Genomic DNA, 12,616 nt, shown 5'->3' on the forward strand with positions numbered 1-12,616 from the left:
GCGAGATGCTTCGCTGCGCTCTGCATGACGTTTCGACGTCGCACATTATTCCAACCCATGAACCAACCTAATCAACGCGGCGGTGGCGGCGGCTTCCGCCAGGCCCAGCAGGCTCCGTCGCTGGCCATTCGCACCAAGAAAACCCAGCTCACCACCGATACCTACACCAAGATGGTGATGGGCGAAGTGTGGAAAAAAGACTGGGTATATGCCCTTATTCCGTTTGCGTTGGGGCTGCTGCCGGCCATTTTCGTGCATTCCTGGTGGTGGATTGTGCTGGCCGTGGTGCTCACCATCCTGTTCGTGCTGTTCCGCTCGGCGCAGGTGACGGGCGTGACCCAGATGGAGCAGAGCAAGCCGCTGTTTGAGCGCATGGCGTTTGAAATGGACAACAAGCAGCTATTGCTGCGCGTGGGCCCCGAAAAAGAGGGCAAAGCCATGCAGCTGACCTGGGACATGATTGGCCGGGTGCGCCGCGATGTTGATGCTTACGTATTGTACCTCAAGCCGGGCACGCCGCCGGCGGGCATGGCCGCGTGGCGCCTGTGGCTGGCGCGCACGTTCGATGTACCGGTGTTTTTACATTTGCCTTTCAAAATTTTCAACGCCGACAACGACCGTCGCTTGTTTGAGTCGATGTTGCGCCGCAAAAACCTGCTGCCCGCCGAAGCCGGCGCGGCCACTGTCTAAATTTCAACCCCTGCTAATTTTACTTCGATGAAATTGACCTCCACCCTGTTGCTTGCCGTTTCCGCCGCTACTTTGGCCCTGACTTCTTGCAGCAGTGAGCCCTCCGACTGGCGTCCCGATGAGAAAGTATCGACCGACCTGGTAGCCCCCGGCACCCGCGACACCGAAAACTTTGACCACTCGGTGCCGAACGGCTCCATCGAAAACGCCGACTCGCCGCTCATTAAAGCCGCCAAAGGCGAAGCTGCGGAGAACGCCGAAGCACATCCGGCCGCCGAGTCGGCCATCTCGGCCAATGCTGAGGAAGGAATGCGCAAGCGCGGCAAGTTGGACGATGCCGGCAAATCGGGCCAGGCAGATACGGCCGAAAACGGCCATCAAATTCAGCGTTAAAGCGCGCTGCTCTTTCGGGTACGCTCATTTGGGTGGCAGCTTTGCCCGCCGGCCGGCGGTAGCAGGGCTGCCGCTTTGCGTCATCATTGGAATGAGGAATGAGAAATGAAGAAAGAGGAATTGACGCCTGTGTCCGTCGGTCTTTCGTTCTTCATTCCTCGTTCCTCATTCCTCATTCTTTCTGTATGGGGTTTGCAATTTTTCTGCTGTTGCTCACGGTGCTGGGAGCGGGCGCGGCGGCGGCCTGGGTGCCGGTGGCGCGCAGCGGGCAGTGGCTGAAGCCGCTGCTGGCCTTCAGCGGGGCGTATTTGTTCACGCTCACGGTCACGCACATTCTGCCCGAAGCGCTGCAATTATTACCCGAGCACCCAACGCGGGTGGGCTATTGGGTACTGGCGGGCTTTTTTGGGCAATTGCTGCTGGAAGTCCTTTCGCAGGGCGTGGAGCACGGGCACGTACACCACGAAGCCGCCCACAGCCCGCACGAGGGCGCGGGCCAGGTACCGTTTCTGCTGCTGGCGGCCTTGGTGGTACACTCGTTTCTGGAAGGTAGCATCCTGGTACACAGCCCGGAGGTGGGCCAAGTGAGCCAGAATTTCTACGCCATTGTGGTGGGCGTGGCGCTGCACCACATGCCGGCGGCGTTTGCGCTGGCCACGCTGCTGCGGCTGCGGCTGGGCAGCTTCCGGCGGGTGTGGCCGGGGCTGCTGGTTTTCGCGCTGGCCTCGCCGGTAGGTATCATCATCAGCAACTATGTGGTGCTGTCGCAGTTGCTGAGCAGCGGCTGGTACGCGGCGCTGCTGGGGCTGGTGGCGGGCAATTTCCTGCACGTTTCAACCACTATTCTCTTTGAAACCAGCCCCGAGCACCGGCTCAACTGGCCCAAGCTGGCGGCTACGCTGGCGGGGCTGCTGCTGGCGCTGGCCGTGGCGTGAGCGACGCTATAAGTAAGCTGAATGTGCGTAAAGAAGTGTTTGAAATGCAATTGCAATTTCGGCTTTACAGTTTACATGCTTTGAACGGTCGTTCATAGACAATAAAAGGGGGTTGTCTTATTTAAATCACCGTTTTGCTGAACAGAGCGGTATACTTCTTTTTCAACCTCCCAGCACTACTTTATGGCCTTGGATTTTCTTATTCTGCCCGCGCAAGGACGTGTCCAGCATATGGTGCAAATCGGCCCGCAGCGTGACGGCCCCGGTAATTTAAAGTGATTTTAGGGCAACTGGCTGAAAAAACACCAGTTAACCGCGCGAATGGTCAGTAACAACGCGCAGCCAACCAGGCTCAGTGCGCGGCGGAGGGAAGGAAAACCAGTCATGGGACGGCAGGGAAAGAGTGGAGTAAGGCTTTTGTGCAAGTTTTGGCAGGGAAAAGAGCCGGCGACGGCCCAAGTTACGGAAAAGTACCACGCCGGGCGCAGCGGCCGGCCGGGCCAAAACCCGTACATATTTCCAGACTTGTCCGACAAGGAATCTTTTGTTACGCTACTTATCAGTAGCAAGTGCGCCACTCATGCCCTTTGCATGTTCATAATGAAGCAGGCTACTCTCAGTCCTCAATATTCAGCACCTCCCCACCACCCAACAGAAAATTTTCCAGCTGCCGCGCCCGCGCCGTTTCGCGGGCCAGATTGGCTTGCAGGCGCACCAGCCGCTGCCGCATGGCCAGGATGATATCGAGCGCCTCCGGAGCCAGGCCCAACTCGTAGTGCAGGCGAGCCAGACGCGGCAAGTCGTCGGGCTCATCCACGATGACGGTTTCGGGCGCAGGGGCGGCGCGGAGCAGGCCAGCTTGCAGAAAATCGTGCAGGGCGGCCGGGGCCAGCCCGTAACGCACCGCGCATTCCTGAAAAGTGAGGGTGATGAAGGTCGTTTCCATGCTGAACAAGTCGATGGGTTAAGCGTCAGGCCGCAGGGCCGCCAGCTGTTCAATCAGTTCTTTTTCCGGGTCGGTGAGGTGCTGGGGCAGCGTCAGGGTGAGGCGCAGGTAGAGGTCGCCGAACTGGCCGTCCTTTTTGTACACCGGGAATCCCTTGCCGCGCAGGCGCAGGCGGGTGCCGTTGGCCGTTTCGGGTTTGAGCTTGATTTTGACGGGGCCGCTGAGGGTTTCCACCGTTTGCTCGCCACCCAGCAGGGCCTTGTAAATGCTCACGGGCACGTCCTGGGTCAGGTCGTCGCCGGTGCGGGCGTAGCGGGCATCGGGCCGGATGCGGAAGGTGATGAGCAGCGCGCCATTGGGGCCGCCGTGGCGGCCGGGGCCGCCCTGGTCGCGCAGGCGAATGGTCTGACCATCGGCCACGCCCGGCGCAATGGTCAGGCGCAGGTTTTTGCCGTTGACGGTGATGGTGCGCGGGCCGCCGTGGTAGGCTTCCTCCAGGCTCATTTCCAGCTCGGCCTGGTAGTCGGGGCCGGCCCCGGGGCGGGTGCCGCCGGCTTGCCGCCCGCCGCCGCCCATGTTGCCGAAGAGCGAACCGAAGAAATCCGAGAAATCCTCGCCTTCGCCAAAGGGATTGCCGCCGCCGCCGCCCTGGCCCTGGGTGTACTGGCTCCAGTCGAAGCCGCCCCGGCCCGCGCCGCCGCCGGGCTGCTGCTGGTAGCGCTGCCAGTCAGCCCCAAACTGGTCGTATTTCTTCCGCTTGCCGGAATCGCTGAGGACTTCGTTGGCCTCATTTATTTCCTTGAATTTCTGCTCTGCGCCCTTGTCGTTGGGGTTCACATCGGGGTGATGCTGGCGGGCCAGCTTGCGGTACGCCTTCTTGATTTGCTCGGGCGTGGCATTTTTATCCACTCCCAGCGCCTTGTAATAGTCTTTGTAATCCACGGGATGGGGGAAATTCGATGGAGGTATTCGTCGGTTATGGGCGGCAGCAAAGCCGCCCTTTGCGGCTGGCCGCCCAGCAAATTCAGCATTAACGGCCAATTTATGCCGCTGGCAATTTTGCGGGGCGCGTTACGCTTCCGTCCATCCGTTCTCGTATATCCGGCCCGGACAATGAAGAAACGGTGAAAGTCGCTTTTCGGCACCAAAGTTGGATATGCTCACTGAACGAAAGCGGCACCAGAATGTTGAATCTTTGCCCCTGTCAACCAGAGGCTCTTTTTTGCACTCCCCCAGAAAATAATACAATTATTATGTTCCAGAAAGCCCTATATTTGTGCATTGGAAGCAGTTATCGTTGCGCTTTTCTTTATTCTGTTTTTAATTTTTCCATGAAAATCAAAAATTCCCTCTTCTGTGTTTTTGCGTTAGCTTTTCTGAATCTTGCTGTAGCGCAAGCACAGACGGCTCGTCCGGGCCGTGTGCAGCCCAAGCCGCGTGCCGTAGCATCGGCCATCGAGGGGATTAAGGATGGCATCTCGATGCAGAAGGGCCGGGTCGTGCTCACCGAACTCGGCATCAGCAACCCCCTCACGGCCGATAAAAAGCTGATTAACGGCACCGTTATTACCCCAGCCGGCGTGGTAACGATGCCCGACGGCACCGCAACCCAAATCACGGAAGGCGACTACGTTTCGCTCACCGGCCGCGTAACGACCCGGCGCGCCATTGCCGATGCCGACAGCATTGCCAAAGTCCAGGTCTTCGACGCTAAATACCCCGGCAAACGCAAAAAGATGGAGGCCGAAGCCGAGCGCAAAGCCAAAGAGAAGGCCAAGCGCGACGAAGAAAAGGCCAAAGCCAAAGCCAAGGCCGAAAAGAAAAAGAAGAAATAGCCGTGCCCTTATTAGCCAGGCCGCAAGCGCCGCCAAGCCCCTGGGTTTGGCGGCGCTTCGCGTTTGGGGTCAGCGGCGGCCTATCTTTCGGGGCCACACGCCGTATGCCCGCCCATGCTCTTTTACACTGTGATGAAACCGCTGGTGCAAGTTGCGCTACGGGTCTTTTTCCGCCGCATTGAGGTGCGGCACCCCGAACGGATGCACCTGCCCGGCCCGCTGCTGCTGGCCGGCAACCACCCCAATACCCTCATGGACCCGCTCCTGGCGGCCGTGAACCGCCGCCAGCCCATTGCCTTCCTGGCCAAAAGTACGTTTTTCGTCAACCCCATCGTGCGGGCCATTATGCAGTCGGGCAACTCCATTCCCATCTACCGGGCGCAGGATGCCGGACCAGGGCCCCAAACCACGGAGCAGCGCGCCGCCCAGAACGAGGCCACGTTCGGCCGCTGCTACGATTACCTGGGCCGGGGTGGCACCATCATGATTTTCCCGGAGGGCACCAGCGTGAGCGAGCGCCGCCTGCGGCCCCTCAAAACCGGGGCGGCCCGCATTGCGCTGGGGGCTGAGGCCCGGCACAACTTCAAGCTGGGCCTGAAGGTGGTGCCGGTGGCCACCAATTACTTCGACCCCAGCAAATTCCGGTCGGATGTGCTGCTGAACGTGGCCCCGCCCATTATGGTGGCCGACTATGCCGCCGCATACGCCCAGGACCCTGACGAAGCCGCCGACCAACTCACCGAGGCCATTCGAGTGGCGCTGGAACGCCGCCTGGTCATCACCCGCGACGCGGCCGAGGACGCCTTCGTGCAGCAGATTGAGCGCACCTTCGGCGACCATCTCAACCCCGACGACGACCCCGATACGCTCTACGACAACTTCCAGCTAAGCCGCACGCTTCTCCAGGCCCTGCCCTGGGCCGAGCAGCACTTCCCAGAACGCCTCACCACCGCCCGCGCCCAGTTTGAAACCTACCTGGCCGACCTGCGCCACCACGGCATCACCGACGAAGCCCTTGACAGCCAGCGGCGCGGCTCCGTGGCCGGCTTGCTCAACCTGGTTTTCGGTGCGCCGGTGTGGCTCTACGGGGTAATCAACAACTATTTGCCCTACATTCTGCCCTCGGCCGTGGCCAAGCGGGCCACCAAGGACGTGGAGTTTGTGGCCCCCATCATGCTGGTAATGGGCATGCTAACCTTTCCGCTGGCGTATGCGCTGCAAGCCGCCGCCGTGCAGCACTACCTCACCCACGACTGGCGCCTCACGGCCCTCTACGTGCTCAGCCTGCCCCTCACCGGCTTCTACGCCCTGAGCTATTGGAACACGCTGGAGGCCCGCCTGCGGCGGCTGCGGGCCGCCCGCCTGTTCCGCCGCGCCCCGGCCGTGGGGGCCGAGTTGCTGCGCCAGCGAGCCGAGTTGGTGGCCGAATTGGAAGAAGCCCGCACCGCGTACTTAACCGCGAAATAAATACTGAGAGCTAAGCCCCCAGCAGCGCGCCGGCCAGCAGCGCCACGGCGATGATGACCACGCTCGGCACCTTTTCCCAGAGCAGCAGCAGGAACGTGGCCCCCACCAGCAGCGGGTTCAGGGGTAGGGAATCGATGGGGCCGAGGTGAAACGGCAGCTCCAGCAGGCGGTAGGGCAGCGGGTGGTAGAGCAGGAAGGTAGCCGCGCACACCAGCCCCGCGCTCACGGCGTTGATGCCTTCCAGCGAGGCCTGCACCACGCGGTATTGCCGCAGCCGGTCCCAGAAGCGAATCACAAAAAATATCAGGAACGTGCCCGGCAGGAAGATGCCCGCCGTACCCACCAGCGCCCCCAGCACCTGCACACTGGTGCCCCCCGCCGGCCGCATAGCCAGCGCCCCAATGTAGGCCGCGAAGGAAAAATTAGGCCCCGGCATGGCCTGCACCAGCCCCAGGCCCGACAAAAACTCCGGCCCCGTGAGGTAATGCTTGAATTCTACAAACTCGGCATAGAGTAGCGGGGCCAGCACCTGCCCCCCGCCAAACACCAGCGAGCCGTTGCGGTAGAAGTTCTCGAACAGCCGCACCGGCAGCAGGCGTGTGTAGTGCCCCAGCACAGCCGCCCCTACCAGAATGCCCAGCCACAGCACAAAGTTGGCCCATTCCACGCGCAGGGGCTTTTTTTCCTGCACGATGGCGTGCTTGCGGTAGCGCACCGTGGTCACGGCCCCGCCGGCCAGCAGCAGCAGCGGCAGCATCCAGGGCAGCTGGAAGAAGTAGGCCATCATGGCGGCGGCCACCATCAGCCCCACGGCCGTTTTGGTATGAATGACCTTCTCGGCAATCTTATAGGCTGAAAACGCCACGAAGCCCACCGCCACCGGCTGCACAAACTGCACCAGCGCCGCCACCCGGGCCGGGTCGAGGTGGCTGAGGGTGAGGCCGGCCAGGGTCATCAGCGCCACGGCTGGCGTTATCCAGACCAGCAGGGTGAGGTAGGCCAGGTTTGGCCCGCCCAGCCGAAAACCGATAACGGTGATGGTTTGCGTCGAAGTTGGCCCCGGCAGCAGCGCGCACAGCGCCTGTAGCTCCAGCAGCTCGGCCGTGCTGATGTAGCGTCGCTTATCAACCAGCAGCCGGAAAAACATGGCTAGGTGCGCCTGCGGCCCGCCAAAGGCCGTGAGGGCCAGCACGGCCACATCCTTCAAAAAAATAATACCCCGCACCCGCCGCGTGCGCTTGCCCGAGCGGCGCGGAGGCGGCGCAAGGGAAACGGCGGCGGGGAGCGGAGCAGGAGTTGAATCGGAAGCCGGAACGGTCATACCAGGACAAAAAAGAACGTCATGCTCATCTGGCGGCCGCGCAGCCGAAGCATCTCGCGTGTTGTAGTAACTCAATCGATTGGTTTACTGCTGCACGCGAGATGCTTCGACTGCGCGGCCGCCAGATGAGCATGACGTTCTTTTTATCGTTTTGCCAAAGGCTACTTCTTCTTCAGGCCCAGTTCAATCAGGCGCTCGTTCAGGAACTCGCCGGCCGTGATGTCGGCCTCCTTCTTGGGGTTTTCGGGCGTGACGCAGTGCTCCAGAGCGGCCAGGCTCATTTCGGAGCGCGGGTGCATGAAGAACGGAATGCTGAAGCGCGAGGTGTTCATTTTTTCGCGGGCGGGGTTCACCACGCGGTGAATGGTGGATTTCAGCACGCCGTTGGTGAGGCGCTGGAGCATGTCACCCACGTTCACCACAATCTGGTCGGGCAGGGCCGTGATGGGAATCCACTTGCCGTCGCGGCGCTTCACCTGCAGGCCATCGGCGCTGGCCCCCATCAGCAGGGTAATCAGGTTGATGTCGCCGTGTTCGGCGGCGCGCACGGCGTCGGCGGGCACCGCATCGGGGTCTTCGATGGGGAAGTAGTGAATGGGGCGCAGAATGCTGTTGCCGTGCTTCACCTTGTCATCGAAGTAGTTTTCGGGCAGGTGCAGGTACAGCGCAATGGCGCGCAGCACGTCCTGGCCGGCGCTTTCCAGCGTACGGTAGGCCGTGAAGGTGCTTTTCTGAAAGCCGGGCACTTCCTCGGGCCAGATGTTATCGGGGTACTCCTTTTTGATGGGGTCCTCCTCCTCCACCTCCTGGCCGACGTGGTAAAACTCCTTCAGGTCGCCGGTGTTGCGGCCCTTGGCGTGCTCCTTACCTTTGCTGATGTAACCGCGCTGGCCGGCCAGCTCCGGGTTTTCGTAGCGCTGCTTGGCGGCGTCGGGCAGCTGGAAGAAGGCCTGAACGTCGGCGTACAGCTGCTTCGTTTGCTCGTCGTTGAGGCCGTGGTTTTTGAGGGCCACAAAGCCAATGTTTTGGTAAGCCTCGCCGAGCTGCTGCACGAAATGGGCCTTGCGCTCAGGGTCGCCCGAACGGAAGTCGGCGAGGTCGAGCGAGGGAATATGGTCAAGAAGTTGGTCTTGCATAATAAAATTGAGTTTACTTTGAGGCCGCGTAGGCCTCTTGGTGGGCAACGGCGCAAGTTAAGCAAAACCCGGCACCGGTCCTTCTCCGTAAGCGACTTCGTTTATGGTTACTAATAAATAAGTCACTACCACATTTTTTTCAAGTTTGAGTCTATGAAACGCCCCCTTTGGCTGCTGTGCAGCACCACCGTTACGCTGGCACTCCTGGCTAGCTGCGAAACGAGCAAGCCCGCTACCGATGTTAGCGCTACTGCCGGCAGCAACACCCCCGGGGCCGCCCGCACCGCCGCCAGCGCCGAGAGCATGGAATCGAACGGTATCCGCCTGACGCCCTTCGGCGATTCGCCTAAATTCCCCGAAGCCCAGATGCAGCTGCGCGCCCCCATTGCGGGTGCTACCCTGCCCAGCGGCGACGTAGCCTTCAACTACCAGATTACGAACTTCCAGCTCACCAAAATGAGCGGCGGCCCCCACATGGCCGAAATGGCGAATTCGATGAAGGGCCAGCACATCCATAACATCGTGGACAACGAGCCCTACTCGGCGCACTACGAAACCAGCTTCTCGAAGCCCATCGCCGATGGCCAGCACGTCGTGCTCTCGTTCCTGTCGCGCTCCTACCACGAAAGCCTCAAGCACCGCGGGGCCTACGACCTGCGCGTGATTAACGTGGGCAACACCCCCGCTCCGGCCACGCCCATCATCGATACGAAAGCGCCGAACCTGTTCTACAGCCGCCCGAAAGACACGTACTCCGGTGCCGATGCCAAGCGCGTGATGCTGGACTTTTACCTGGTGAACACCACGCTGGAGCCCGGTGGAAACCGCGTGCGCGCCACCATCAACGGCACCGAGTTCATGCTCGACCGCTGGATGCCTTACATGATGGAAGGCCTGCCCGCCGGCGAAAACACCGTGAAGCTGGAGTTGGTAGATGCCAGCGGCACCATGATTCCCGGCCCGTACAACTCGGTAACCCGCAAGTTCACGGTAGCCCCGTAGTCCCTGCGGCATTATTTCTTCGTTACGATTTCAATGCAAAAAGTCTCCCGGCCCGGCCGGGGGACTTTTTTGCGTCAAAGCCGTTTGTTGTTCCAGCTCTACCTTGCCCGTTATGTCCGTTGCCCCCGCCGATGCTACCCCGCTGCTCACCCGCGAACACGTACTGCGCGCCCTGCGCCAGATAGCCCGCGAAGGCCGCCCCTTGCCGCCCAGTACCGTGTACGAGCTGGTGTACCGGGGCCGGCGCTACCCGCCCCGTGCCGTGGCGGAGCTGGCTTACCGGCTGGCCACCGCCAACCCCGCCGCCCGCTGGCCCCGCCCCGCCGGTGCGCCCACCAACGCGCTGCTCGAAAGCCTGGACTTCACCATCAGCACGAAGCGGCCGGTGCTCACGTCCGGCTCTGGCCCCGACGGCGAGGAAGTGGCCCACCAGCAAGCCGAGGATTTGTACACCGGCCTGGCCAAAAACGCTGATATCATGCCTGCCCACGCTGCCGAGCCGGCCTCGCCCTACGCCGCGCCCGCCTACACCCGCGCCGAGGCGCTGGCCGAGCTATTCATCACGGAAACCGAATTAGATGCCGCGCGGGCCGGCCTGGCCCGCCGCCGCAACCTGCTGCTGCAAGGCCCACCTGGCACCGGCAAAACCTTCCTGGCGCGCCGCTTGGCTTGGCTCCTGCTGGGCGCGCAGGACGAAAGCCGCATCGAGCTGGTGCAGTTCCACCCCAGCTACGGCTACGAGGATTTTATGCTGGGCTTCCGGCCCGATGCCAAGGGCCGCTTCCGTCTGGTGCCCGGCGTGCTGCCGCTGCTGTGCCAGCGCGCCGCCGCCGACCCCGGCCGGCCCTACTTCCTGCTGATTGACGAGGTGAACCGGGGCAACGTGCCGCGCATTTTCGGCGAGCTGCTGCTGCTGCTCGAAGCCGACAAGCGCGGCCCCGCCCACGCCCTGCGCCTCCCCTACGCCCCGCCCGATGCGCCCAGATTCTTCGTACCGGACAATCTCTACGTCATCGGCACGCTCAATCTGGCCGACCGCTCCCTCAGTCCGCTGGACTATGCGCTGCGCCGCCGCTTTGCCTTCGTGGCGCTGGGGCCGCAGTTTGGCCCGCCGCTACGGCAAAACTTGGCGGCCCGCCAGATGCCCATCGACCTTATCGAGCAACTCTGCACCCGCATGGCCGCCCTCAACCAAACCATTGCCGACGACCCCGAGCTGGGGCCGGACTTTGAAATCGGCCACAGCTACTTCTGCCAGCCGCCGGCCAGGCCGGAGCAGGCCGCAGCGTGGCTGCGCCTGATTTTCGAGCAGGAAATCGGCCCGCTGTTGGCCGATTATTGGCGTGAGCAGCCCGCCACGGCTGCCGCGCAGCTCCGCAAGCTGCTGGCGTAGCATTGTAACTAATTTGGCGACATCTGACTTGTGATACCGCTTCCCACCCTTTACTACTTCCTCTGCTACGCCTGGAACCGGCTGCCTGAGCCCGCCGTGCTGCTGGCCACTGAGGCCACCCCCTTCGAGCGGCCGCTGGGGCTGCTGGCGCAGGTGCTGCTGCACGCCACCCGTCGCCTGCTACGCAACGGCCTGCCACGCACGTTTGAAACGCAGCAGGCCGAGCTTACCAGCCTGCGGGGGCGCGTGGAGTTGGCTCCCACGCTGGGCCGGGGCCTGCTGAGCCAGGGCCGCGCTATCTGCACCTTCGATGAGTTGAGCACGGCCTCGCCCCTGCACCGCCTGCTGGCCCAAACGTTAGGCGCGCTGGGGCGGGCGACAGCCTTGCCCTCGGTACTGCGCCGCGAGTTGCATCAGGTGAGTCAGCAGTTTCCGACGGGGCTGCACGATGCGACACTGCCGCCGCCTACTGCGGCCACGTTTCGGGAGCTGCGGCGGCAGCGGCCGGATAGTCAGGCGGCGTTTATGGTGCATGTCTGTGAGCTGGTGTGGCTCACGGCCCTGCCCGAGCCCACCGCCACCGGCCGCCGGCGCTTCACCGATTTCCGGCGCGACGAAGTGCTCATGGCGCGCATTTTTGAGCAGTTCACCCGCAATTTTTTCCGCCGCGAGCAGCGCCGCTACCGCGTATTTGCCGAAACCATTGCCTGGCAGGCCGAAGCCCCATTGGCCGCCGACCTCGCCCTACTGCCCACCATGCTCACCGATACCACGCTGGAAGCACCCGACCGCAAAATCATCCTCGACACCAAATACTACGCCGCTGCCCTGCGCCCGCGCTACGACCGGCAGCGCCTCATTTCCCCCCACCTCTACCAGCTCTACGCCTATCTCCAGAACCAGCGCCTCGCCCCCGGCCAGGCGTTAGAAGGCATCTTGCTATACCCCGCCACCACGCAGGAATTAGACGTGCGCTACACGCTGGGCGGCCACCCGGTGCGCGTCGTCACCCTCAACCTGCACCAGCCCTGGGCCGGCATCGCCGCCGATTTGCTGCGGCTGGTGGAATAAGGCCCAATGGGCACAAAAAAGCAGCCCGGACTTTCCAAGTGGAAAATCCGGGCTGCCAATGTCGAGTGACGAAGATTTGCGCTGGCCCAGGGCCGGCAGCAAACTACTTCTTCTCCTCCATAGTCGTGGTAGTGGTGGTGGCAGGAGCCATAGCAGCGCTGTCAGCAGCGGGAGCAGCCATAGCGGTGGTGTCGGTGGTGGTAGTGGTGGTCTCCATGCCGGTAGCAGGGGTCTCAACGGTAGTGGTTTCTTCGGTCTTCTTTTCGCCGCACGAAGTCAGACCAGCGGTGAGGGCGAGGCCCAGGGCAGCAGCTTTAAACAGATTTTTCATCTTTGGGGGTAATTTTGGAAACGGGTTAACTTTAAACCGCCCTTTATACTCAGTCTCTGGAAAGGTAACCCGGCCCGGAAAAAAATTATTTCGGCG

General features: G+C 62.1%; 13 protein-coding genes. 8 read left to right on the plus strand and 5 right to left on the minus strand.

What is annotated here, in order from left to right:
- Nucleotides 1-57 precede the first annotated feature (57 nt).
- From ACVWYF_RS06395 to ACVWYF_RS06405, 3 genes are all read left to right on the plus strand, one after another.
- Nucleotides 58-690, plus strand: a complete 633-nt coding sequence (locus ACVWYF_RS06395) for a hypothetical protein (protein ID WP_457065794.1) — start codon at nucleotides 58-60, stop codon at nucleotides 688-690.
- Between the two features lie 27 nt (nucleotides 691-717).
- Complete coding sequence (locus ACVWYF_RS06400) at nucleotides 718-1,083, plus strand: hypothetical protein (RefSeq protein WP_457065796.1); 366 nt, start codon at nucleotides 718-720, stop codon at nucleotides 1,081-1,083.
- Between the two features lie 185 nt (nucleotides 1,084-1,268).
- Nucleotides 1,269-2,018 carry a ZIP family metal transporter gene (locus ACVWYF_RS06405; protein WP_457065798.1) on the plus strand — a complete coding sequence of 250 codons (750 nt, stop codon included), beginning with the start codon at nucleotides 1,269-1,271 and terminating at the stop codon, nucleotides 2,016-2,018.
- Between the two features lie 616 nt (nucleotides 2,019-2,634).
- On the opposite strand, the gene ACVWYF_RS06410 is transcribed toward ACVWYF_RS06405, so the two are convergent.
- Nucleotides 2,635-2,964, minus strand: coding sequence for a hypothetical protein (locus tag ACVWYF_RS06410; protein WP_457065800.1), 330 nt, complete (start codon nucleotides 2,962-2,964; stop codon nucleotides 2,635-2,637).
- 18 nt (nucleotides 2,965-2,982) lie between these two features.
- Nucleotides 2,983-3,906, minus strand: a complete 924-nt coding sequence (locus ACVWYF_RS06415) for a DnaJ C-terminal domain-containing protein (protein ID WP_457065802.1) — start codon at nucleotides 3,904-3,906, stop codon at nucleotides 2,983-2,985.
- 479 nt (nucleotides 3,907-4,385) lie between these two features.
- Here ACVWYF_RS06415 and ACVWYF_RS06420 point away from each other — a divergent pair, with 479 nt between their 5' ends.
- Both ACVWYF_RS06420 and ACVWYF_RS06425 read left to right on the plus strand, forming a co-directional pair.
- The gene (locus ACVWYF_RS06420; protein ID WP_457065803.1) at nucleotides 4,386-4,799 is read left to right on the plus strand and encodes a DUF6799 domain-containing protein; all 414 of its coding nucleotides are present in this window, start codon (nucleotides 4,386-4,388) and stop codon (nucleotides 4,797-4,799) included.
- 114 nt (nucleotides 4,800-4,913) lie between these two features.
- Nucleotides 4,914-6,266 carry a lysophospholipid acyltransferase family protein gene (locus ACVWYF_RS06425; protein WP_457065805.1) on the plus strand — a complete coding sequence of 451 codons (1,353 nt, stop codon included), beginning with the start codon at nucleotides 4,914-4,916 and terminating at the stop codon, nucleotides 6,264-6,266.
- A gap of 10 nt (nucleotides 6,267-6,276) precedes the next feature.
- Here ACVWYF_RS06425 and chrA read toward each other — a convergent pair whose 3' ends face one another.
- Together chrA and ACVWYF_RS06435 are read right to left on the minus strand one after the other, a co-directional pair.
- Entirely contained in the window at nucleotides 6,277-7,587 is a 1,311-nt protein-coding gene (gene chrA / locus ACVWYF_RS06430; protein ID WP_457065807.1) for a chromate efflux transporter, read from the minus strand.
- Between the two features lie 161 nt (nucleotides 7,588-7,748).
- Entirely contained in the window at nucleotides 7,749-8,723 is a 975-nt protein-coding gene (locus ACVWYF_RS06435) for an isopenicillin N synthase family dioxygenase (RefSeq protein WP_457065809.1), read from the minus strand.
- A gap of 153 nt (nucleotides 8,724-8,876) precedes the next feature.
- On the opposite strand from ACVWYF_RS06435, the gene ACVWYF_RS06440 reads away from it, so the two are divergent.
- The 3 genes from ACVWYF_RS06440 (at nucleotide 8,877) to ACVWYF_RS06450 (ending at nucleotide 12,189) form a co-directional block, all read left to right on the plus strand.
- A complete protein-coding gene (locus tag ACVWYF_RS06440; protein WP_457065811.1) occupies nucleotides 8,877-9,725 on the plus strand; it encodes a hypothetical protein in 849 nt (282 codons plus the stop codon).
- 112 nt (nucleotides 9,726-9,837) lie between these two features.
- Nucleotides 9,838-11,118 (plus strand): AAA family ATPase, encoded by a 1,281-nt coding sequence (locus ACVWYF_RS06445; protein ID WP_457065813.1) that lies wholly within the window; start codon nucleotides 9,838-9,840, stop codon nucleotides 11,116-11,118.
- 30 nt (nucleotides 11,119-11,148) lie between these two features.
- Nucleotides 11,149-12,189: a 5-methylcytosine restriction system specificity protein McrC gene (locus ACVWYF_RS06450; protein WP_457065815.1), complete on the plus strand. Its 1,041-nt coding sequence runs from the start codon at nucleotides 11,149-11,151 to the stop codon at nucleotides 12,187-12,189.
- 103 nt (nucleotides 12,190-12,292) lie between these two features.
- On the opposite strand, the gene ACVWYF_RS06455 is transcribed toward ACVWYF_RS06450, so the two are convergent.
- Entirely contained in the window at nucleotides 12,293-12,520 is a 228-nt protein-coding gene (locus ACVWYF_RS06455; protein ID WP_457065817.1) for a hypothetical protein, read from the minus strand.
- Nucleotides 12,521-12,616 lie beyond the last annotated feature (96 nt).

Source organism: Hymenobacter sp. UYAg731, from assembly GCF_054061335.1.